The organism is uncultured Cohaesibacter sp., assembly GCF_963556055.3.
Lineage (GTDB): Bacteria > Pseudomonadota > Alphaproteobacteria > Rhizobiales > Cohaesibacteraceae > Cohaesibacter.
In genome coordinates this window covers 554,052-574,969 of record NZ_CAUVYE020000008.1, presented here as the reverse complement: position 1 = coordinate 574,969, position 20,918 = coordinate 554,052, and the positions used below count along the sequence as shown (strand labels likewise).

At 56.0% G+C, this 20,918-nt stretch carries 20 protein-coding genes; 12 read left to right on the top strand and 8 right to left on the bottom strand.

Annotated features, from left to right (window positions below; all coding sequences use genetic code 11):
- Window positions 1–124: 124 nt before the first annotated feature.
- Window positions 125–403, top strand: coding sequence for a DUF6460 domain-containing protein (locus ACHZB8_RS04725; protein WP_316859002.1), 279 nt, complete (start codon window positions 125–127; stop codon window positions 401–403).
- 523 nt (window positions 404–926) lie between these two features.
- Entirely contained in the window at window positions 927–2,273 is a 1,347-nt protein-coding gene (locus ACHZB8_RS04720) for an MATE family efflux transporter (protein ID WP_316859000.1), read from the top strand.
- A gap of 27 nt (window positions 2,274–2,300) precedes the next feature.
- On the opposite strand, the gene arsC is transcribed toward ACHZB8_RS04720, so the two are convergent.
- From arsC to ACHZB8_RS04705, 3 genes are all read right to left on the bottom strand, one after another.
- Entirely contained in the window at window positions 2,301–2,645 is a 345-nt protein-coding gene (gene arsC, locus ACHZB8_RS04715; RefSeq protein ID WP_316858999.1) for an arsenate reductase (glutaredoxin), read from the bottom strand.
- A 117-nt stretch (window positions 2,646–2,762) separates the two neighbouring features.
- The gene (locus ACHZB8_RS04710; RefSeq protein ID WP_316858998.1) at window positions 2,763–3,872 is read right to left on the bottom strand and encodes a quinone-dependent dihydroorotate dehydrogenase; all 1,110 of its coding nucleotides are present in this window, start codon (window positions 3,870–3,872) and stop codon (window positions 2,763–2,765) included.
- A 23-nt stretch (window positions 3,873–3,895) separates the two neighbouring features.
- Window positions 3,896–4,249, bottom strand: coding sequence for a DUF952 domain-containing protein (locus ACHZB8_RS04705; protein WP_316858997.1), 354 nt, complete (start codon window positions 4,247–4,249; stop codon window positions 3,896–3,898).
- A 292-nt stretch (window positions 4,250–4,541) separates the two neighbouring features.
- Here ACHZB8_RS04705 and ACHZB8_RS04700 point away from each other — a divergent pair, with 292 nt between their 5' ends.
- From ACHZB8_RS04700 to ACHZB8_RS04690, 3 genes are all read left to right on the top strand, one after another.
- Window positions 4,542–5,213, top strand: a complete 672-nt coding sequence (locus ACHZB8_RS04700) for a hypothetical protein (RefSeq protein ID WP_316858996.1) — start codon at window positions 4,542–4,544, stop codon at window positions 5,211–5,213.
- Window positions 5,214–5,332: 119 nt separating this feature from the next.
- On the top strand, window positions 5,333–6,433 hold the full coding sequence (locus ACHZB8_RS04695) for a hypothetical protein (RefSeq protein ID WP_316858995.1): 1,101 nt from the start codon (window positions 5,333–5,335) through the stop codon (window positions 6,431–6,433).
- A 157-nt stretch (window positions 6,434–6,590) separates the two neighbouring features.
- The gene (locus ACHZB8_RS04690; protein WP_316858994.1) at window positions 6,591–7,151 is read left to right on the top strand and encodes a hypothetical protein; all 561 of its coding nucleotides are present in this window, start codon (window positions 6,591–6,593) and stop codon (window positions 7,149–7,151) included.
- An 8-nt stretch (window positions 7,152–7,159) separates the two neighbouring features.
- On the opposite strand, the gene ACHZB8_RS04685 is transcribed toward ACHZB8_RS04690, so the two are convergent.
- Together ACHZB8_RS04685 and ACHZB8_RS04680 are read right to left on the bottom strand one after the other, a co-directional pair.
- The gene (locus ACHZB8_RS04685; protein ID WP_316858993.1) at window positions 7,160–8,617 is read right to left on the bottom strand and encodes an alpha/beta fold hydrolase; all 1,458 of its coding nucleotides are present in this window, start codon (window positions 8,615–8,617) and stop codon (window positions 7,160–7,162) included.
- Between the two features lie 33 nt (window positions 8,618–8,650).
- Complete coding sequence (locus ACHZB8_RS04680; protein ID WP_316858991.1) at window positions 8,651–10,273, bottom strand: lysine--tRNA ligase; 1,623 nt, start codon at window positions 10,271–10,273, stop codon at window positions 8,651–8,653.
- Between the two features lie 382 nt (window positions 10,274–10,655).
- Between ACHZB8_RS04680 and ACHZB8_RS04675 the strand changes: the two genes are divergently transcribed.
- Window positions 10,656–11,066: a tellurite resistance TerB family protein gene (locus ACHZB8_RS04675; RefSeq protein ID WP_316858990.1), complete on the top strand. Its 411-nt coding sequence runs from the start codon at window positions 10,656–10,658 to the stop codon at window positions 11,064–11,066.
- Window positions 11,067–11,373: 307 nt separating this feature from the next.
- Here the strand turns inward: ACHZB8_RS04675 and ACHZB8_RS04670 are convergent, their stop codons facing one another.
- Entirely contained in the window at window positions 11,374–11,511 is a 138-nt protein-coding gene (locus ACHZB8_RS04670) for a hypothetical protein (protein WP_316858988.1), read from the bottom strand.
- Window positions 11,512–11,541: 30 nt separating this feature from the next.
- Between ACHZB8_RS04670 and ACHZB8_RS04665 the strand changes: the two genes are divergently transcribed.
- The 4 genes from ACHZB8_RS04665 (at window position 11,542) to ACHZB8_RS04650 (ending at window position 14,649) form a co-directional block, all read left to right on the top strand.
- The gene (locus ACHZB8_RS04665) at window positions 11,542–12,504 is read left to right on the top strand and encodes a 1-acyl-sn-glycerol-3-phosphate acyltransferase (protein ID WP_316858987.1); all 963 of its coding nucleotides are present in this window, start codon (window positions 11,542–11,544) and stop codon (window positions 12,502–12,504) included.
- Between the two features lie 134 nt (window positions 12,505–12,638).
- Window positions 12,639–13,274, top strand: a complete 636-nt coding sequence (locus ACHZB8_RS04660) for a thymidine kinase (RefSeq protein WP_316858986.1) — start codon at window positions 12,639–12,641, stop codon at window positions 13,272–13,274.
- A 116-nt stretch (window positions 13,275–13,390) separates the two neighbouring features.
- Window positions 13,391–14,086 (top strand): DUF930 domain-containing protein, encoded by a 696-nt coding sequence (locus ACHZB8_RS04655; protein WP_316858985.1) that lies wholly within the window; start codon window positions 13,391–13,393, stop codon window positions 14,084–14,086.
- 272 nt (window positions 14,087–14,358) lie between these two features.
- Complete coding sequence (locus ACHZB8_RS04650; protein ID WP_316858983.1) at window positions 14,359–14,649, top strand: hypothetical protein; 291 nt, start codon at window positions 14,359–14,361, stop codon at window positions 14,647–14,649.
- A gap of 53 nt (window positions 14,650–14,702) precedes the next feature.
- Here the strand turns inward: ACHZB8_RS04650 and ACHZB8_RS04645 are convergent, their stop codons facing one another.
- A complete protein-coding gene (locus ACHZB8_RS04645) occupies window positions 14,703–15,452 on the bottom strand; it encodes an alpha/beta family hydrolase (protein ID WP_316858981.1) in 750 nt (249 codons plus the stop codon).
- 254 nt (window positions 15,453–15,706) lie between these two features.
- Here ACHZB8_RS04645 and ACHZB8_RS04640 point away from each other — a divergent pair, with 254 nt between their 5' ends.
- Window positions 15,707–16,546 carry a sterol desaturase family protein gene (locus tag ACHZB8_RS04640; protein ID WP_316858980.1) on the top strand — a complete coding sequence of 280 codons (840 nt, stop codon included), beginning with the start codon at window positions 15,707–15,709 and terminating at the stop codon, window positions 16,544–16,546.
- 38 nt (window positions 16,547–16,584) lie between these two features.
- Here the strand turns inward: ACHZB8_RS04640 and ACHZB8_RS04635 are convergent, their stop codons facing one another.
- A complete protein-coding gene (locus ACHZB8_RS04635; protein WP_316858979.1) occupies window positions 16,585–17,574 on the bottom strand; it encodes a transporter substrate-binding domain-containing protein in 990 nt (329 codons plus the stop codon).
- A 225-nt stretch (window positions 17,575–17,799) separates the two neighbouring features.
- Here ACHZB8_RS04635 and ACHZB8_RS04630 point away from each other — a divergent pair, with 225 nt between their 5' ends.
- Window positions 17,800–20,901 (top strand): glycosyltransferase, encoded by a 3,102-nt coding sequence (locus ACHZB8_RS04630; protein ID WP_316858978.1) that lies wholly within the window; start codon window positions 17,800–17,802, stop codon window positions 20,899–20,901.
- Window positions 20,902–20,918 lie beyond the last annotated feature (17 nt).

The window sequence follows — 20,918 nt, the reverse complement described above, 5'->3', positions numbered from 1 at the left end:
ATCAAGGGTTGAAGCCTTCGCTCAACTTGATTACATGCACAGATGGACGGGACAGATGTGTCCCCCCGTCCAGGAGGCTGCGAACCGGTTCGAGCCACTCTGACAGGAAACAGGAGAGACAATCATGACCAATTCGACTCTCAACCGATTTTTTGGCGGGTCACCCGGCCCCGTGATTCTGCGACTGGTTGGCCTGTCCGTCGTCGTGGGTATCGTTCTGAGCGCACTCAATCTGCATCCGCGCCAGATTCTCATCTATTTGCGCAATTTCGTGCAGCATATCTATTATATGGGCTTTGATGCCATCCACTGGGCAGTCGAGTATTTCCTGCTCGGAGCGCTCATTGTCATCCCGATCTGGATCATCATCCGCTTGCTCAAACTGGGGCGCAACGAGCCGTAACATATTGATTTTTTAATTCTTATCATATGCATTATATAAGGCCTTTTCCCTATCTCTCATTGATTTGAGTGCACAGTCCGTATGACTTTGGAATTTCTATAAAGTGAACCTTTCCAAGACATTACGGAGTTTTAAGATGACTTCCCGGCTCCGATGAGTAATAGTGTCATTGTCAGTGATGATCTTCAGAACACAGGAAGCAATCCTTTCAGGGTCGCGTTTTGAAGGTCGTTTGAGAAGGGCACAACCCGGTCATTTTCCTTCTCACAGATATGCGGATGAACCTCGAGCCTTGTGCTCGCTTTCAGGTTGATCAAGGTACACTCGCAACAAATCAACCGTCGCACGATTGGTCCCCGTGTGGCGGTTGCTTGTTTTGGTGACCAGCTTTCGTCGAGATCTCAAACCCTCCCTTGCGCATATTTTGCTTTTCTTTCCGCTTCCCCGATGCTAGGGGGAAGAAACCTCGCGGACCTCTGCCGCACATCGCTTTTCTATCAAACCTGGCATACGGAATTTCTCCATGGAAACGGCCCCAGCAGCTGTCAATGTGCGCGCCTTTACGGTTACCCATCGCATGGTGCTCGGCATCGCGATCCCGATGACATTGGGTCTGCTTACGGTGCCAGTGGTAGGGATTGTCGATATGGCCGTGATCGGACAGTTGGGACAGGCGGCCCTGATAGGCGGAATCGCCATCGGCTCCACCCTGTTCGATCTGGTCGCTGCATCCTGCAATTTCCTGCGCATGGGCACAACGGGCCTGACCGCGCAGGCGATAGGAGCAGGAGACAAGGTTTCCGAACGCGCGGTGGCCTATCGCGCCTTGATGCTTGCCCTCATGATCGGCTTTCTGACGATCCTTATTGGCCCCATGGTGCTGCCATGGGCCCTCACGGCGATGGGTGGGTCCCAGGAGGTCAATGAAGCGGCGCGAAGCTATTTGCTCATCCGGCTTTATGCCATGCCCTTCAGTCTCAGCAACTTTGCCATTTTTGGCTGGCTGTTCGGGCTCAGCAAATCGCGGCAGGGGATGGTGCTGCTGTTCTTGCAGAACAGCGTCAACATCATTCTGACGGTCTGGTTCGTCATGGGGCTGGGACTGGGGGTGACGGGTGCGGCGCTCGGGTCGGTAACGGCTGAAGCGGTGACCGTTCTTGCCGGCCTTGGCATGATGGCCCATCACCTCAGGGATGACTGGCGCGTTCCGACAATGCGTCTGTTTGCCAGAGAAGCCTTTCTGCGCTTCCTTGCAGTCAACAGCGACATTTTCATTCGCTCCATGGTCATGCTCTTCACTTTCACCCTGTTCACCTCTTTGAGTGCGCGGCAGGGCGACGATATTCTGGCGGCCAATGAGCTCTTGATGAAATTCTTCATGTTCGGAGGGTTCTTCCTCGATGGCATTGCCACCGCCGCCGAGCAGTTGGGCGGGCGGGCCATTGGTGCACAATATCGGCCAGCATTTGACCGGACGGTGCGTCTCACGCTTGTTTGGGGCGTTGGCCTCGGGCTGTTTCTCTCGCTCTTGATGATCGGCTTCGGGTCTTCCATCATCAATGCCCTGACCACCGCCGAAGGCGTGCGGGAACTCTCTGGCCACTTTCTCATTTGGGCCGCCCTCACCCCGCTCATCGGAACCTTTGCCTTTCAGATGGACGGGATCTATGTCGGAGCGACCTGGTCGTCGACAATGCGCAATGTCTCCATTCTGTCGACGAGCGTCTTCATCATACTGCAATATCTGGCCATGCCGCATCTAGGCAATCACGGTCTCTGGCTGAGCCTGATGATGTTTCTGGCCACCCGTGGCCTCAGCCTTGCGCTGATGCTCCCAAGGCGGCGGGATGCGGTCTTTGCCCGAGGCTGAACGATCAGCGGAAAGGTTCGGGCGAGATCAGAGAATCTCGAGAATCGCTTCGGTTGGGCGTCCGATCCGGGCCTTGCCCTTGTTGATCACAACCGGTCTTTCGATCAATCCGGGATTGGCGACCATGGCGGCGATCAGCTTTGCCTCATCCTCTTCCTCATCAAGCGCCAATTCCTTGTAGAGCGCTTCCTTGGTCCGCATCAGATCGCGGGCTCCGATATCCAGCATGGCAAGGACCGCCCTGATTTCGTCTGCGCCGGGAACATCCTCGAGATATTTGCGGACTTGAGGCTCAACGCCCTTTTCCTCGAGCAATGTCATTGCCTGACGTGATTTGGAGCAACGTGGATTGTGCCAGATGGTTACGGTCATTGATGTCTCCGATCCGCATGCAGCACTCCCTTGCCGGTGCGCGACACGCTGTTGAGGGGTCCGGTTTGCCAGATGGGCGGGCCATACACGCCCGGTCCTGCCGTGGCAGGTGATGGCTCATGAGTTCAGGGGGCGCTTTGCCCAGTCCTCGCAACTCTCGCCGCGAATATCATCAAGGCTCTTGACGCCGCGGTCCTTCAATTCGGCGGCCATGATGCGCAGCATATAGCTCACGGTTGAAACCCCGCCATAGACCAGACCGGTGTAAAACTGAACGAGATTGGCACCTGCCCGGATCTTTTCCAGAGCGGAAATCGCATCATTGACACCACCGACTCCGATCAGTGGCATGGCCGGTCCAACCCGTTTGCGGGTTTTGGCAAGCGCAATCGTCGATTTGTTAAAGATCGGGGTCCCGGACAGCCCCCCCATCTCATGGGCCACAGAGGTGCATTTGAGACGTGCGGGACGATCGAGCGTCGTGTTGGAAACGACCATGCCGTCAATACCGCGCGCGACAGCCACCGAACAGATATCATCAAGTCCGAACTCGTCGACATCCGGTGCGATCTTGAGAAGAATGGGAACCTTGCGGTTCACCCATTTTGTCTGGGTGTCGCGTTCCTCGAGCACCCTCGCAAGAAGATTGTCAAGCGCGTCACGGGCTTGCAGGTCTCTCAGGCCAGGCGTGTTGGGCGAGGAGATATTGACCGTGAAAAAGGATGCCACATCGGCGAAGGCGGCGATGCCTTTCACATAATCCTCGATGCGATCCTTGCTGTCCTTGTTGGCCCCGACATTGACGCCGATGATGCCGGACTTGTGCTTTTTCATGCGGGCTGTCAAACGCACATGCGCGGCGGCGTGGCCTTCATTGTTGAACCCCATCCGGTTGATCACTGCATCGTCTTCGACAAGGCGGAACAGACGCTTTTTCGGATTGCCCGGCTGGGCCTTGGGCGTCAGCGTGCCAACTTCAACAGCCCCGAAGCCAAGCCCTAGCACCGCGTCAGGCACCTCGGCATTCTTGTCATAGCCAGCTGCCAGCCCCAGCGGATTTGGGAAATCCAGATCCCACAACTTGACGCGTAAAAGTGGCTCGTCAGGTAACTTCGCGCCGCGTACCAGACCGGTTTTCAGGGCCAATATCGACAGATGGTGGGCGGTTTCCGGATCGAGCGTGAAGAGCGCCTTTCGGGTCAGGGTGTCAAGAAGTGTATTCGGCATCGGGCTTCGCTCTTTTTCTATTCCTATTTCAGGGGTGGAAAGACATGAAAACCATTGTCATCCATGGCCAATTCATCTTGTTCGAGAATGGCGTCGAGGGGCAAGTCATCATAAAGATGGGGAAACAGGGCGCCACCGCGGGACGGCTCCCAGACAAGCTTTTTGCCATGCTCTTGCAGTGTCTCGACAGAGACTGTCAGCAGAAGCAGAGAGGGCACATTCCTGAAATGCTTGCGGGCGGTTTCCTCCACCTGACCAGCACTGGAGAAATGAATGAACCCGTCCTCGATATCAATCGGGGCTCCCTTGAAGCGGCCAGTTGACTTTGCGTCATCCCATTGCTCTATGGTGGCCAGCTTGTAGATCAGTTTCTCCATGTCAGCTCATACTCCAGTCGACATTGCGACAGCCTAGGTCTCCTCGGGAAAATACGCAGATTCGCTGCAATTCCAGACTATTTTAATAGCAGCCGATTTCGCCTCGGGAAAGTATCAATCTGTCCGGTTCAACCGAAGCAATCCCAGCTTGTTGTCCCGTTGAGCAAAGTGCCCCCATTTCAGGTGCCTATTATGCGATTTCAGAAACATATAGCCACTACCCTTGGTTGATATTTTGAAATTAATCTTTATGGTTGTTTCTATATTGAATCATGAGGCACGATGTCTAGCTATGCTATCTCACGAACGCATTTGGAAAGCGATCGATTCTCTGGCCAGCCGACAGAATGTCTCCGTCTCCGGCCTGGCGCGGGCTGCGGGGCTTGACCCGACCAGTTTCAATCAGTCCAAGCGTTTTGGCACAAATGGCCGCCCGCGCTGGCCTTCGACCGAATCGATTGCCAAAATCCTTGATGCAACGTCCGTTTCCCTTGAGAGCTTCTTTTCCCTTGGAGCAGACGATACCGAGGGCAAGGACTGGTCATTTGACGATATCCTTGCGCAGAAAGCCCCGCCAAGCTGGCCTGTCCTTGCCGAAGCGGGCTTGATAGTCCCGGCAAGTCAGGAGTACCGGGTGCCGAATGCCCTTTCGGTTCATGATACCCGCGGTGCTCTGACTGCCGTGTTTCCCTTCGCTGTGTTCCATGTCACCCATGACAGGTTCGAGCCCCATTTCAGGAAGGATGCCATATTGCTGCTGGGCCAGCCCTCATCCCTGGCCGAGGGGGATCGGGTGCTGCTCTTCCATTCCCTCAAGGGCATCCTTGCAGGCCTTGTCAGGACAATGGATCGCGGACAATTGAGCATCGCCCCGCTGCGAAAAACAGCCTCCGAAGAGTCCGAGGAAAGACTTCAGGCCTCTTCGGCCCAGTGGATCGCCAAAATTCTCTGGGCAAGTCAGTAGTTTCAGACACCGGTGAGCAAACAGGGATTGTAAAACGACTTCAAATCCTGAAATTTCCGATTATATTGAAGCAATAAGACGTTATCCTGTTTTTCCGCCTGCCTGACAGACAATCGCCAATGCGCAAAATGCCGCAAATGCCTCATAGCCCATCCGCAGATGGCCTTTCGGACGAAGAGACCAAGCGCTCCTTCGTCGGCAGGCTCGTCGGTAACCTTGTGGTTATCGGTGCGGGCACGGCACTGGTGGGACTGATCTTCTATCTCCTGTGGTTCTGGCAGGGCGATGCGGTGGCCCCGGTGGACGCCTACCGGTCCAGTTCCGAACGCATCAAGGCCGAAACAGTGAAGCGGGACGCCCAAAAGGCGGCTGAGGCAGCCAAGTCGAAGGCCGATGAGAATGTCCAGATTCTGCTACAGGGTCCCAAAGCCGGGCAGCTTGTCGCTCCTCCAAGGCGCAATGTGACACCGGGCTTTCAACTCTCCCCGTTCAATCAGGCCACCCCTCTGATCAGGGAAGAGGGGATCCCCATTCCCCCCGAGCCCGAGCCCGAGCCCCTGCCCGATGTCTTTCGCAAGGTTCTGGTGACAAGCCCGACTCGCCTTTCGCTTGTCGTCAGCAAATATCGCAAGGAGGATGTCAATCTGGCCCATTTGCAGCCCGTCTCAAGCGATCTGGATTGCTGGATCGGCGGGAGGGCCGTCAAATGCGAAAAACTGGGCGCAACGAGCCTGCAACGCTTCATAAGGCGCCGTGCGGTGCGATGCGACTGGATCGGCGAGGAAGGCGTAACCAACGATGAGAAGGCCAAGGCGGGATCCTCCGAGGCGGTCTGCTATCTCGGGCCTGGAATAAGGGATTTCAAGGCAGGCGAAGAGCCGAAGAATGTTACGGATCTGGCAAGCTATCTGGTTCAGTTCGGCTGGGCCGAACCCGAGGAGGGCTTCTATCAGGATGAGCTTTTCGAAGCAAAGCAGGCCAAACGGGGTTTGTTTGCAACCAAAGGCAGTTCGGCAAGCGGCGACATTCTGGAACGGCAGCAGGAAAGCCGAGAGGTCTCGGACATTCTGAGCCAGACGACCAAAACCATAACGCCGTCCGACGGCACCAGTCTTCTGTCCGGCAAGCGGGCGGATGCTCTCACGATCATGGAACCCCCGTCAAGCGAACCGGAGGAGGAAAAGGAATTGCCCTTGCCGCCGGGCTTTGAACTTCGCTAGAACGGGATGCGGGGTCTGCCTTGTTCATCTTTTGAGGGGGCGCTATCGTTGAGACCGGCTGCCATCAGAGGCCTTGCGCGGAACCGGCTCACTCGAAACCGGGTCATTCGGGACTGGCTTAATCAGACTGGCTTAATCAGGGAACGGGGTCATTCTTATGCATATTCCTTCAATTGCCAGCGCCCCGGGCGGACGCATTTCAACCCGACTTGACGATGGCGGTCTTGTGGTCGCCTTGCCACCAAAGCGCAACTGGTTCGTGATCGGGTTTCTTGGCGTATGGTTCACATTATGGAGCGTGGGGGGCGTGTTCGCTATCTCCGCCGTTTTCGATCCGGACGAGCGGTTCGATTCCGACAAGGTCTTTGTGCTGTTGTGGCTGTGCGGTTGGGCCCTGGGATGGGTTGCAGCGGGGCGCAAGCTTGTCTGGCTGTCTCTGGGCAAGGAATATATCTGGGCCAACACCGACACGCTTGCTCATAGAAAGCAGGTTCTGGGCCTTGGTCGCGCCCGCGCCTTTCCCAGCCGGGACATTACAAGGCTCGATTGGGAAAAGGCCGATCAGGAAGACGAACCAAGCTCCGCCTTCGACATGAGCGAGAAAGGAAGGCTTGTGCTCGACTGTCGAGGCCAGACGCAGACCTTGGCCAAGGGCATCAATGCAACGGACGGGGCGTTCATACTCGACAAGATCAGGTCGGTTTGCCCGATCGGCTGATCGGGCTGCTATTTTTGCGCAAGCGATGAAAAGGCGAGATCCCCAGAGCGCAAACACCCCCTGTCGAGCGCATCGGCCTTGGCTCCATCGAGAAACTGGGCCGCGATGCTCCGTGCGCAGGAAAGCTTGCTGAGCACATCATGGCCAGCATAGGGCATCTCGATCCGTATCGCATTGGAATAGAGCGGCAAGGTGCTCGCCATGGCCTCCGGGTTGACAATGGTATCCAGCTCCCCGTTGAGAACGAGAATAGGCAGGTTCGATTTCGCGGCCTTGCCGCTCACCATATCCGGCCTGATGGTGTTTGCCGTGGCGTTTTCGATTTGCTCGCAGGCATCGCGATAAAAGAGCAGCGTCATGGGCTGTGCCATTTCATAAAGGGCCTGATCTGCAAGGGGGTGGACATCTTCAGCGCAGGAAATGGCCAGATGCATCAAGAGCCCTATCCCCTTCATCGGCTGCGGCAGGGGCGGCGGAGGCGTCCAGATGCTATCCTCTGCCAGAGCCTTGTCGAGGCTTTGCACCGTTCTGGTGATGTCGGCCGGCACTTGCTTGGCCTTGTGGCGGGCCAGAAAGGCGTTGAGTCGGGTTTGATAGAGGAAGGGAAGCGCTGCCGGTGGCGTGGCCTCTTCGTCGGCAACCCTGGCCTTTCTCATGTCGAAGCCAAGGCGCTGATAATCCCAATAGAGATTGGGGAAGTCGGAACGGCATTTATCCTGAGCGTCGCAAAGCTCGATTACCTTGTCGATCTGCTCGTCAGGTTTCCAGTCAAACAATCGGGTCGCGGCAAAAAGCGGACCATTGAAAATCACCCGATCAATGCCTTTCTCGTCTCTGCCAATCAAACCCTGAGCCACCCGTGCCCCATAGGAATTGGCGATGACGGCCCATGTCTCGATCTTGAGTGCATAGCGCAGGGCACGATAGTCCTCGACAGCAAAGGCGGTGCGATAGTCGGACAGGAGTCTACCGGCTTCCTCGCTCCTCTTGACGCATTTGACTGCGGCCTCCATGTCGATTTCTTCGCCTTTTCTGATCGCCTCGGCGCAGGCGATATCGCCCGCGAGCGGCCCCGTTCCGCGCTGATCCATGAGGATGAGTTCGCGGTCCTTGCGCAGGAATTTGAGGTTTCTGCTAATGCTCTTTTCCAGCCGGATGACCGACTGTCCCGGCCCGCCGGCGAGCACCAGAAGCGGCGGTTTGGTCGCCTTCGGCCCAAGCGGGGCAAAGCGCATGACTGGCAATTGCAGCGACCGATGGGCGATATCGTTCCAGTCAGCCGGGACATGAAGAATGAAGCAGACCGCCTGCTCGCCAGACAATCGAGAGCCGGGACATTCGATCGGCTCCAGGGGCGTGTGACTGTCCTCTGCCCTTGCCGAGACGGCTAGGAGGCCAAAAACGGCAAGACAGAGAAAGAAAGCTCGCAGAAAACAGCTCAGACAGGGCTTTCCACCAGCTTTCATGTCACATCTCCAGAATTCTGAACGGCGAGCCGATCATGCTTCGAGCAAGTCCCCTTTGACGCCCTTTTCAATCAGGGCGATGGTATTCTCGACCCCGTAGAGCGCAATGAAGGAACCAAAACGGGGACCCTGGTCCTGACCAAGCAGAACCTGATAGAGCGCCTTGAACCAGTCACGCAGATTTTCGAAGCCGTGATCCTTGCCAACTGCAAAAACTTCTGTTTGCAGCACTTCGGCATCGGTTTCGTCCATCATTGCAACAAGACGCTTTGCCAGATCTTCCATGGCAGCGGCCTGTTGCTCGGTTGCCTTGTGGAAGGTCTTGTTCGGTTTGACAAAATCGTCGAAATAGCGGATCGCATAGCCCGCCAGCTCGTCGAGCTTGGGATGGGTCTGGGCGCTTGCTCCCGGCGCGTAGCGGGAGATGAAGCCCCAAAGCACATCCTTGTCCTGAGCATTGGCCGCACTCACCAGATTGAGCAGCAGGGCAAAGGTCAGCGGCATATCCGCTTTCGGCGGCATGCCGGAATGGATGTGCCATGCAGGATTGTTCAGCTGCTTGTCGATGTCTTCCTTGCCGATATTGCCAAGGAAAGTGAAATACTCATCCACCGCCTTGGGGATGACATCGAAATAGAGTTTCTTGGCGGTCTTCGGCTTTTGATACATGAACAGCGACAGGCTTTCGGGCGAAGCATAGGTCAGCCATTCCTCGATCGTCAGGCCATTGCCTTTGGATTTGGAAATCTTGGCACCCGTGTCATCCAGAAACAGCTCGTAGGACAGGCTTTCCGGTTGCGGCTTGCCCAAGGCACGACAGATCTTTGTCGAGAGCTTGACCGAGTCAATCAGATCCTTGCCGCTCATCTCATAGGCGACATCCAGAGCGGCCCAACGCATGGCCCAGTCTGCTTTCCACTGACATTTCACCGCGCCACCCGTCACCGGCACCTTGACCTTTTCACCGGTTTCCGGATCGAGATAGACAACCGTACCCTCGGACACATTCCGCTCGATCATCGGCACCTGCAACACCTTGCCGGTGCGCGGGCAAACCGGCAGGAAGGGCGAATAGGTCTTGCGGCGCTCCTCACCGAGGGTCGGCAGGATGATATCCATCACCTTGTCATAGACCTCGAGCATTTTCAGCAGGGTCTCGTCGAAACGGCCAGAGGTGTAATAGTCCGTCGAGGAGGCAAATTCATAGTCAAAGCCGAACTGATCGAGGAAGGCGCAAAGGCGGGCATTGTTATGCTGGGCAAAGCCTTCATGAGTGCCGAACGGGTCGGGAACCTTGGTCAGCGGCAGCCCCAGATGCTGGGCCAGCATGTCCTGATTGGGCAGATTGGTCGGCACCTTGCGGAAGCCGTCCATATCGTCGGAGAAGCACAGCATACGGGTTTTCACCGCGTCGTTGGTGATGGCGCGAAAAGCGGTGCGAACCATCGATGTGCGAGCCACTTCGCCGAAGGTGCCGATATGAGGCAGACCCGATGGGCCATAACCGGTTTCAAAAAGAACCTCGTCAGGCATGCCGGATTTGGCATAGCGCTTGACCAGCTTTCGTGCCTCTTCAAACGGCCAGGCCTTGGACGTGGCCGCAGCTTCAACGATTTCCTCGGTGAGCGCGAGCGGAAGGGCAGATTGCGACGTCATAATAGGGTTCCTTAAGTCAACCTTGAGAATCGGAGCACAGACAGACCGGATGTCTCGGTCTTGCCCCCAAAGGGCGCGACGAGCCGGTTTGTCACATTCATAAATGCAGCGCGGCCCACCCATCCGAGGCGAGCCGCAGGGGCAGTTCTAGCCCATTGGCCGGAACAAGAAAAGAGACTTGTGGTATCAGAAAGCCCCCGGATCCGGCTCTTTTTCACAAAAAGGCATATGAAAATCACGCTTTGATACGCAGGGTTACAAAAAAGAGACACTTCTTTGCTTGATCAAGGCTCTTGGCATGCATAAGTTCGGGCAGTATTTTGAATCTTGAGGCAACTGTGCCCAATTGATGCGCAGGCATCCGAAAAACAGGAACAAAAGAATGACAAAGATCGTCTCACCGGAAGAAGCTCTGATTTATGTGATGGTTTCGACGTCTGCTGCCGACCGGACCATGACCGATTCCGAGCTGTTCAAAATCGGCGAAGAAGTGCAGACCCTGCCTGTCTTCTCCGGCTTCGATCGGGAACGTCTGGTTCCCGTTTCCCGCGATTGCTCGGACCTGCTTGCCGAGGGGGGGGTAGATCTCATTCTGCAAGTGGTTCGGGCAAGTCTGCCCGAAAGACTTCGTGAAACCGCCTATGCCCTTGCGGTGGAAGTGGCCGCAGCCGATTTGCAGGTAGAGCAGGACGAATTGCAATTCCTGCTGATGCTGCGCGACGAGCTGGAACTCGACCGCCTGCATGTGGGAGCCATCGAGCATAGCGCCCGGGTCCGTTATCGCAAAATGTGATCTTGCCTCTTGCGCAAAGGAACAAGCCAACAGGGCAGATGTCTCGGGCGCACGGCGTCAGGCGTGGCAAGCGCTGCTTTTTGTTGGCTTTTCTCAGACGTCTCGCTTACGGACGTGAGACGAGCAATGTCAGGCGAGCAACGTTCGGACAGCACCCGAAGCGCTGTCGATGGACTGCTGGATGGAAATCCGGGCGTGCTTGCAGATTATACGAGTTTCCACTGAGAAGGCTGAATTCTGCCATACCTTTGTTCAACTGGTGCCGTAATTTTGTACATGTCATCAATTTGTCATGGGTTTCATGAATTCAGTCTGCCTTAACCGGGCGTGCTGTGTCGCTGTTCATCCGTTTGCCATATTCGTCGAGACTGGCCCCGATGGCGGCGACATCGAGTGACTGAAAAAGACCTTGCTGTTTCTTGTCATTGCCGGGCGGCTTTTTCATTGTTACGTGTTCCGAGGGGGAGAATGAGCTATGGGAGAAACGTTGACGAGAAAGTCCATGCGCGTCATCAATGACGGCATGAACAAGGCTCATTCGTCTTTCACGGCCCGTCAGACCCGCCGCCATCTGGAACGCACGGCTCACATTTCGTCCGACGTCAGGGAACTGGTAGACTGGTATATCGAGGTCCGTGCACGCCATCTCGTCACCGGGCGTTTTGGCCCCGCTTATGCGCCGCTCATCCGGAAAGCTGTCCGCTATGACAATCTGTGCCGCCTCGTGTCTGGCTGGCGCTATAACGAGAGCGGAATCGAGATGGCCGAGGCCATGCTGCGCCTGATGGAGCCGCAGGTAACCACGACCGGTCTTGAGCGGTTGCCCGCCCATGGGGGCTGCCTGGTGGCAACCAACCACCCTACGGGATTGCCCGACGGACTTGCGCTGTTCGATCAGGTCCGCGAGGTTCGCAAGGATCTGGCGCTGTTTGTCTTTGCCGATCTTTTGTCGATCAATCCCAACGCAGCCGATCTGATGATCCCCGTCGAATGGCGACCACATTTGCGAGACCGCTCGGCGATGCGGCGGACCATGGCCATTGCAGCCGAGGCCTTTCGCAACAATCGCTGTGTGGGGATCTTCCCCTCTGGCAGACTGTCCTACTGGAATGGCTGGCGGCTCAAGGAACGGCCCTGGAATTCCAGCTTCCTGCGCATGGCCAAGAAGCATGATATCCCGATTGTTCCCGGCCATATCCGGGCACGCAACTCGATCACCTTTTATGCCCTGAGCCAGATTTCCACGGAATTGCGGGACATCCAGTCCATTCGCGAATTGCAGAACAAGCATGGAGCAAAATTCCATATCACATTCGGCGAGCCCATCGATCCCGCGACCCTTGCCGGTGATCAGGACGAGATTGCCCGCAAGATGCAATCCTATGTCGAGAATGATCTGCCGCATCATCCGGACCGGGTGTTCGACCCTTCGGCATGAAAAAACAGGCCAGCCCATCCACATGTTGGTCGCCTGGTCGCGGTTCCTGTCTTGCCGAATCTGAGCAGGCGTTTTAGCTAGAGAGGTGAGATCAAGACATCGCCCCTTCACAGCGACCGCAAAGTGCATTGCCCATGGCCAAACTCTATTTCACCTATTCAGCAATGAATGCAGGCAAATCCACCTTGCTGCTGCAAGCTTCCTACAACTATGCGGAACGGGGCATGAGAACGCTCCTCTATACGGCGGCGCTCGATAACCGCACCAAGGTTGGCGAAATTTCCTCGCGTATCGGGCTGAACAGAGAAGCCTTTGTTTTCGAGCAGGGCACAAATCTGTTCGACCATGTCGGCGCACAGTATGATCGGGAAACGGGCAAGGGCCGTCCCGACTGCATCTTTTTTGACGAAGCACAGTTCCTTTCCGAAGATCAGGTCTGGCAATTGTGCCGGGTGGCTGACGAGAAAGGCATCCCGGTGATGTGTTACGGACTTCGCACCGACTTTCAGGGCAAGCTGTTTCCCGGCTCGAAACAGTTGCTGGCTCTGGCAGACGAGTTGCGCGAGGCCCGTACAATCTGCTGGTGCGGACGCAAGGCATCGATGGTGGTCCGCATTGACCACGATGGCAAGATCATTGCAGAAGGGGATCAGGTGGTCATTGGTGGCGAGGACCGCTATGTCTCCCTGTGCCGAAAGCACTGGGCGGAGAAGAATCTGGGAGACAAGGATCGCTCCGATCCGCAGGGCGATCTGCCTTTTGGCATTTGAACGCTTCCATTTTCCTTTACAGCCTCACGCTCTGGCTGATATTTGTCCGGCCTTCTTGTGACCATTTTGTCAGTTGATGAATTGGATCATGCGCAGGACCAGCGTTGGACGCAAAGATGAAGCCATCTTACAGGGATCAGAACGGAATGACGTTGCAAGGCCTCGGGCTTTCGCTGCTGCTTCATTGCGTCCTTTTTGCCGGTCTGGCGCTGATCGCTCCCAGGATCCTTGACCCCATCATGGAACAACCCATAGCGGTCGAGATCATCCCGCCCCCCATACGGCCCGCCCCCATGAAAGGATCGGGCGAAGCCAACGCGAGGCGTGTGTTGGCTCCCCCTGCCCCGGATGATGCGTCCGACATGGCATCGGGGCAGCAAGAGGCAACGGACTCGGGCACTCTCCCGGAGGAGGATGCAAAGGACGGCATGGTCCATGCCAGAGTGATGCTGTCGGCGAATGCACTCAAGGTGCACGCGGATGACGAAACGAGACAGGACTTCAAACACTTGACGAGCGATGAGCGACGCGAGCAGCTCTGCGCGCTGGAGAGCCTTCAACAAATTGCAGCCTGGAGTGATGCTTACAAGCCCGAACGCATGGTCACCTACACATTCGAGGAGGTCCGCTATGAAGAAGGGCATGTCATAGCCAATGGTGCGGTCTTCTGGAGCCATGACAACTGGCACCGGGTCAAATTCGACTGCGAGCTTTCGCAGGATCTGTCTGAAGTGCTGAGCTTTGCCTTTGCCGTGGGAACCATCGTGCCCAAAGAGGATTGGGAAGCCTATTATCTGACCGAATACAAATAGATCAATTCAAAATTGCACTCCGCTCAAAAACAACTTTCTGATATGTACTAATACGAAATTATTGAAGATAAAAAATCCACTCGTTTGCATTTTGTTCTTTATTGTTATGACGTTGAAGATTAATGCGAATCTTTTTGCAAGGAAGCATTTAGTTATAACTATATAACTTTTTGAATCATGTTTCTCTAGATTTCCCTTATTGCTGGAAATAAATGCTTTCGCCAGTCTTCATGTCTCTCGCAGACATCATGATGCAAAAATGAGGATTGATAATGAAAAAACTTGCTTTCGTTGCATTGGCCGCAGGCCTGTTTTCCCTTGGTGTAGCAGCATCGCAGGCTGCTGACAGCGCGAATACCAATGTGCTTTCGCTCGGCAACAAATCTATTGTTCTGGCAGGTTTCAGCGCTGACAACAGCTCTTCCCTGCTGCCTGTTTCAAAGCCTTTCCAGGTTGAAATCGGTGCCTCCTGCGGAGAAACCGGTGACAGCTGCAAGTCCAAGTCCGACTGCTGCTCGGGACTGACCTGTAGCTATTCCAACGGCAAAAAATATTGCTACTAGGAAACGTCTTCGCGGACCAGGAAAGACGAAGGGGCGAGTGATCGCCCTTTTCCCTATTCTTCTCCGTCCTCTTCGGCCTCGTCCTGAAACTCGACGATCGGCAGGGGAGGATTGGCTGCAAATTGGGCTGCGAGCCGGGCGGCAAGCTCAAGGTTGCTTTTCATGGTCGCCTCGGACTTGCCTGTCGGGCCCAGATCGTGGCTGCCGTTGGGGATCCATTCAAGGCTCACCTGTGGCGGCAGGTCAATCGCATCCACTTCATCCCACCAGCCGAAATCATCCCGCTCACCCTGACAGATCAGGATCGGCAGCAGGCTCTTTTCAAGCGGTTCGAGACGCCAGTTCTCCGGCTCGGATTTGCTGATCGGATGGAAGGGATAGCCGAAAACTACGACGCCCTTGACCGCCAGATCAAGCTCTTCATCGCAAGACAGCATGGTAGCGACCCGCCCGCCCATGCTCTTGCCACCGATGAGAAGCGGGAGCCCGTTCCACTCCGCTTTCCAGCTTTCGCCCGCAAGCAACTCGTCAACGGCGCGGAAATAGTGATGGGTCCAGCGTTCCGCCCGTCCGGCCGGACGGCGTTTGCCATCTACGCGTCGACGCGCCATATAGGAAAATTCAAACCGGACCACGACAATGCCATTGGCATTCAGCATGGCGGATATCCGCTCCATGAAAGACGAATCCATCGGCGCACCAGACCCATGGGCCAGCATCAGGACGGCTTTTACCTCTCCTTCGGGCTCGGTTATGAGAAAGTCGAAGGGACTATCGGCGGTGATCGGTGGATTGTCGGACATGTAGAGACTTCTTTTCTGACTAAGCGAGGATCGGGGATGGCTTTCTAGCAGGTTCGTGGCCCGACGCCAAGCAGCATAATGGAGCATTTGCGCATTTCCCGGCTAACGCGCCGCGGATCTCTTTTTCAGAAATCCAGAGCCATTTGTCACGGGATTTTGAGCAGATATTGCAACAAGCGATTTGCTTCCCCTTGCATGGCCCGATAAGAATGCAAATATACGAAACTACTGGAATGAACCATCTCGAGGATTGCATGCAAAACGACAGTCTCTTCTCTCTTTTCGGCCTCGCAGAAGGCACCCTTCGCGTGAGCATTTTTCTGGCCGCCTTTGCTGTCATGGCGCTGGCGGAGTGGATGCTGCCAAAACGGGAAAGAGTCCAGCCAAAGGGGCGCAGATGGTTGACCAATTGGGGCATCGTCATTCTGGACAGCATCCTGACACGCCTCATCATGCCGATCCTGCCCATCGGCGTTGCGCTCTATGCCAGCGCGCACCAATGGGGCTTGTTCAACTGGCTTGCCGTACCCAACTGGCTGGGGCTGATTGTCGGTTTCCTGCTGCTTGATTTTGCAATCTGGCTGCAACATCTGCTCTCCCATGTGGTGCCCATCTTCTGGCGCCTGCACAAGGTGCATCATGTGGATCGGGATATCGATGTGTCAACGGCGCTGCGTTTCCATCCCATCGAGATCCTGCTCTCGCTGGTTTACAAGATTGTCTGGGTGCTGGTGTTCGGAATGCCCGCAATTGCGGTCTTTGTGTTCGAGGTTGTGCTCAATGCTGCGGCTCTGTTCAACCATGCCAATGTGAATTTGCCCGAACGGGTGGACAAGATCCTGCGACTGGTAATCGTCACCCCGGACATGCATCGGGTTCACCACTCGGATGTTCCGCGCGAAACGCATTCGAACTATGGTTTCAATCTCTCGATCTGGGATCGGGTTTTCGGTACCTATGTCGCCCAGCCGGAAAAGGGGCATCTGGGCATGACCGTCGGGCTCAGTCCCTATCAGGATGAAAAGCCGGCACAGTTTGTCTGGTCCCTGCTGTTGCCCTTTCGCAAGCGCCGCGCTGCGCCATCGAAGGGATGAAGCCCTTTTTACGCTTCCTGACCACGGCTTTCCAGAGCCTAAAACTGCGCATAAACGTCCAGTGCGAAATGGCGGGCATAAAGCTCGGCCAGGCGACCCTTTTGAGCCAGTTTCTGCAATCCGTAATTCAGCAGGTTTGCCAGGTCGTTGCGGCCATCGCCATAGGCCATCGACATGCCATCACCGAAAAAATAGTCGTCGTAATAGGGTTTTCCGGCAAAGGAGAAGGGACTGTTTCTTTCCGAAGCGAAAGGCAGCAGCTGGAAGGCATCGGCGAAAATTGCCACCACCTTCTCTTCCTCAAGCAGTTGCCGCGCAGCCTTCAGGTCTGTCACCGGCACCCGGTTGACCCTTTCGAAATAGGCTTTGAGAAAGGCCTCGTGCGAGGTCCCGCCGATGACAGCGACCGGGGCACCATCGAGCGACTGCTTGTCGGTTCTGATATTCTTGTCCTTGAGCCGCAGGAAGCGACCGGGACGCTTCAGGAAAGTGTTGGAGAAAGCGAGCCGCCCCTCCAGATCGGGATGCCGGGTCAAGCCAGTCAGAGCCACGTCGGCATCGGCACCAAGGATCATGTCGGGAATGTCTTCGAAAGGCACGACCTTGATCGTGCAAGCCAGATTGAGCTGCTCGCAAAATGCGCGGGCAAGCTCGACATGATATCCCATCGGCTCGCCACTCTTGTCGCGATAGTTGAAGGGCGGAAAGCCATCCGAGGTCAAAAAGCGCAGACCATTTTCCAGCAATTGCGGATTTGGCTGCTTCAGGCGCTGAGAAATATCGATGAAACCGGTAAAGCTTGCCTCCGCCCATCCCTCGCTGGCGACGGGCTCCTCGGAAAGCGAGGGCCGGTTGCTGGGTGCAAGCCCGGAGGCAGCGGCGCCTGAGCCTTGCCCATTCTCATCCTCTGTTGCTTCCAGAGAGATTTCCGCAGGAGCCCCAAGCTGCGTCTGGTCTTCGCTCTGCGTCTGGGCCACCACCGGAAGAGAGGTGAAAGACAGAAAACCAAACAGAAGCAAAGCCGCCATGGCACAGGACTTTGCAGAATGACAGGCCCCTCGGCGCCAAGACGAGGGCATGAGCGACGGCGAGTTGGCAACAAACCTGCGACAAAACCTCGCATTTAAGGAAAAAGTGTCAACAACTCTTGGTTTTATATTGGTTGCGCAAGCCATGGACTACTCTTTTGGATATATTCTAGCGAGACGTGTTCAATCGATTATTTGATATAAGTTTATTGCCCGACATTTGTCATGACATTTCTGAACAAAGGCCCAATTAAAGCGGATCGGGGAGCAAATCCATCCATTTTCCCTAGCAGATCGACGACCAAAACGCGGGGCCGTTCCAACAATGGCTCCGACTGCCGGGCAGCACCATCCCTGCCTTTCCATCTTGATCTCATAGCATCGGAGTTTTTAGCAAGCTCTCAACTGTCCGTATCCTCTCTGCATCTGGCCGCCAGCAGAGGAAAGGACCTTGCCAGACACCTGATTCGCGCGGGCAAAATCGATGAAGTCGCCTATTTCGCGCAGGCTGCAAAAAGGATTGGCGTTACCTTCGATGCCTCCCCACGCCCTGATCGCGTCATTCCGGTATCCAAGGGGTGCCCGCTTGAGGAATTGAGGCACCATTCGTCCATCCTGATGAAGCCCTTTGCAAGATCACGGGACAATGCTCCGGTCTCAGACAGCTCTCTTCTTTGCGCCCCATCCGGGGCCGACCTAGACCGTCTGGCGGCGCGTTTGCAGGATGATCCGCAGCTCAGAGCCAGGATCATCATGACAACGCCGAGCGCCCTGCGAGCCGCGCAACGAGCCGCCGGTGCGAAAGAAGCAATGCGGACACGGGTGTTCCATCTCAAACAGGCTTTTCCGCACCTGTCTGCTCATGGCCGGATTGGCAGCTATCAGTCCGCTGGTCTGCTGATCGGGCTTGTCGTGGTGCTCATTTGTGCTCTCCTGTTCTTCCCCTTTGCCCTTGTTCTCAATTTGGGCCTGATTCTCGTCTTCCTGACGATGAGCACCCTGCGGATGCTGGCCCTTTGGAAACTGCCCCGGACCAGGGCTGGAGAAGCGGCCACCTTGTCCGGGTTGATGGCGCGCTCTGGCAATCTGACTGAAGATGGCTGGCCCAGCTACTCGGTTCTGGTGCCGCTCTACAGGGAGGGGAGGATTGTGCCAGATCTGCTGCGTGCCCTTTCCGCCCTTGATTATCCGCGCGATCGGCTGACCTGCTATCTGCTGCTGGAGGCAGACGACGACGAAACAAGAGACGCCCTTGCAAGGGTCCATGTCCCGGCCTTTGTCGAGCTGGTGGATGTGCCCGAAGGCGGACCGCGCACCAAGCCCAAGGCGCTCAATTATGCGCTTGCCTTCATCGATTCAGACCTTACGGTGATTTATGATGCCGAGGATCGTCCCCATCCCTTCCAGTTGAAAATGGCGGCGCTTCAGATGATCGCAGGCGACGAGAAGCTCGGATGTCTTCAGGGGCGCCTTGCCATCGACAATGCCAAGGCCAATTTTCTCACGCGTCAGTTTGCCATTGAATATGCAGCCCTTTTCGACGGGCTGCTGCCTTTCCTTGCCGACCAGAAGATGGTCGTGCCGCTTGGGGGCACGTCCAACCATTTCAAGACACGGCTGCTCAAGGATATCGGTGGTTGGGATCCCTACAATGTGACGGAGGACGCGGATCTGGGCATGCGCTTCTGCCGACTTGGCTACCGCATCGAAACCCTGCGCAGCGCTACATGGGAAGAGGCACCGGAAACCTATCTGGCATGGGTCAAGCAACGCACTCGCTGGTTCAAGGGATGGATGCAGACATGGCTGGTGCATATGCGGGAGCCGGTGCGGCTCTATACGCAACTGGGTCGGACCGGTTTTCTGTCCTTCCATATCATGATCGGCAGCATGCTGGTCTCGTCCCTTGTACACCCGCTTTATATCCTGACCTTCGGGGCAAGTATTGCCAGCATCTTCCTGAACACGACGGGCAATCGGGCACTTTTCTGGTCGCTATTCCTGGCCAACAGCATCAATCTGATTGCAGGATATAGCGGGGCCATGCTGCTGGGGCATCACTGGAGCCGGAAACGCTATGGCTTCGAATGGCGAACAATCGCGGGTATGCCTCTTTACTGGCTGCTGATGACACCTGCGGCCTGGCGTGCCCTATTTCAGCTCATGCTCCGCCCGCATCATTGGGAGAAGACCGAGCACGGGTTATCCAAGATCCGGCCACCGGTGGCGCTTGGCACTAGCGTCCCTTCCCTCAATGTGCCAAACATAGCAGACAAAGCGACATCATTCAGACAGAGCGAGTATTTCATGCGCCGTGATCCGTCCATTCCAAAGGGAACGCTCACTTCCTTCTTCCTGCCATCGGACAGTCTCAAATCCAACATGCTCGGCGACCCGACCGAGCGCGAAATCGTTGTCTATGTGCCAAAGGGGCATGACGGCAAGGGATTGCCGTTGCTGGTCGATCTGGTTGGCTTCACGGCGGGTGGTCCGGCGCACACCAACTGGAAGAATTTCGGCGAGAATGTACCTGAGCGGCTGGATCGACTGATCGCAAATGGCGACATGCCGCCGGTCGTGGTTGCCTTCCCGGACTGTTTCACCCGGCTCGGCGGCAACCAGTATGTCAATTCCGCAGCCATGGGCAACTGGGAGGATTTCCTCATCAACGAGATGGTTCCCGCCATTGAAGCGCGCCTTGGCTGTGGCGGGGCTGGCAAGCGTGGCCTGTTCGGCAAATCCTCGGGCGGTTACGGCTCCATCATCCATGCGATGCGACACGCGGATTGCTGGTCGGCAGCGGCTTGCCTTTCCGGCGACATGGCCTTTGAGCTTTGCTATTTGCCCGACATGCCCAACATCCTGCGCACGCTTGCCAAATGGGACTTTTCCGTTGAGGCCTTTCTCGAGAATTTCGAGGCGGGCCCCAAATGGGACGGCAAGGATATCCACGCTCTGATGACGCTTGCCATGGCAGCAACCTATGATCCGGACCCGAGCGCCTTTTGCGGTATCCGCCTGCCGGTCAATCTGCATGATTGCAGCCTGATACCGGAGCTTTGGGACAACTGGCTGAAGTGGGACCCGGTTCTGCTCGCCGATCAGGACGAGGTGATCGACAATCTCAAATCCCTGAAAGCCCTGTGGGTCGAATGCGGCCATGTGGATCAGTATAATCTGGTCTACGGGGCAAGGCGGCTTCACGCCAAGCTCGAGGCGGCCAATGTGCCCCACATCTATGAGGAGTTTGCCGACAATCATTCCTCAATCGATTATCGCATGGACAAGTGCCTGCCCTATCTGGCCAAGGCCCTTTGCCGCGCTTGATATTTTCCCCATCAGGA

Bases quoted from the DNA above. Each gene is read 5' to 3' on its own strand.
- ACHZB8_RS04725 (WP_316859002.1), top strand. From the start codon at position 125: ATGACCAATTCGACTCTCAACCGATTTTTTGGCGGGTCACCCGGCCCC.
- ACHZB8_RS04720 (WP_316859000.1), top strand. From the start codon at position 927: ATGGAAACGGCCCCAGCAGCTGTCAATGTGCGCGCCTTTACGGTTACC.
- arsC (WP_316858999.1), bottom strand. From the start codon at position 2,645: ATGACCGTAACCATCTGGCACAATCCACGTTGCTCCAAATCACGTCAG.
- ACHZB8_RS04710 (WP_316858998.1), bottom strand. From the start codon at position 3,872: ATGCCGAATACACTTCTTGACACCCTGACCCGAAAGGCGCTCTTCACG.
- ACHZB8_RS04705 (WP_316858997.1), bottom strand. From the start codon at position 4,249: ATGGAGAAACTGATCTACAAGCTGGCCACCATAGAGCAATGGGATGAC.
- ACHZB8_RS04700 (WP_316858996.1), top strand. From the start codon at position 4,542: ATGCTATCTCACGAACGCATTTGGAAAGCGATCGATTCTCTGGCCAGC.
- ACHZB8_RS04695 (WP_316858995.1), top strand. From the start codon at position 5,333: ATGCGCAAAATGCCGCAAATGCCTCATAGCCCATCCGCAGATGGCCTT.
- ACHZB8_RS04690 (WP_316858994.1), top strand. From the start codon at position 6,591: ATGCATATTCCTTCAATTGCCAGCGCCCCGGGCGGACGCATTTCAACC.
- ACHZB8_RS04685 (WP_316858993.1), bottom strand. From the start codon at position 8,617: ATGAAAGCTGGTGGAAAGCCCTGTCTGAGCTGTTTTCTGCGAGCTTTC.
- ACHZB8_RS04680 (WP_316858991.1), bottom strand. From the start codon at position 10,273: ATGACGTCGCAATCTGCCCTTCCGCTCGCGCTCACCGAGGAAATCGTT.
- ACHZB8_RS04675 (WP_316858990.1), top strand. From the start codon at position 10,656: ATGACAAAGATCGTCTCACCGGAAGAAGCTCTGATTTATGTGATGGTT.
- ACHZB8_RS04670 (WP_316858988.1), bottom strand. From the start codon at position 11,511: ATGAAAAAGCCGCCCGGCAATGACAAGAAACAGCAAGGTCTTTTTCAG.
- ACHZB8_RS04665 (WP_316858987.1), top strand. From the start codon at position 11,542: ATGGGAGAAACGTTGACGAGAAAGTCCATGCGCGTCATCAATGACGGC.
- ACHZB8_RS04660 (WP_316858986.1), top strand. From the start codon at position 12,639: ATGGCCAAACTCTATTTCACCTATTCAGCAATGAATGCAGGCAAATCC.
- ACHZB8_RS04655 (WP_316858985.1), top strand. From the start codon at position 13,391: ATGAAGCCATCTTACAGGGATCAGAACGGAATGACGTTGCAAGGCCTC.
- ACHZB8_RS04650 (WP_316858983.1), top strand. From the start codon at position 14,359: ATGAAAAAACTTGCTTTCGTTGCATTGGCCGCAGGCCTGTTTTCCCTT.
- ACHZB8_RS04645 (WP_316858981.1), bottom strand. From the start codon at position 15,452: ATGTCCGACAATCCACCGATCACCGCCGATAGTCCCTTCGACTTTCTC.
- ACHZB8_RS04640 (WP_316858980.1), top strand. From the start codon at position 15,707: ATGCAAAACGACAGTCTCTTCTCTCTTTTCGGCCTCGCAGAAGGCACC.
- ACHZB8_RS04635 (WP_316858979.1), bottom strand. From the start codon at position 17,574: ATGGCGGCTTTGCTTCTGTTTGGTTTTCTGTCTTTCACCTCTCTTCCG.
- ACHZB8_RS04630 (WP_316858978.1), top strand. From the start codon at position 17,800: ATGACATTTCTGAACAAAGGCCCAATTAAAGCGGATCGGGGAGCAAAT.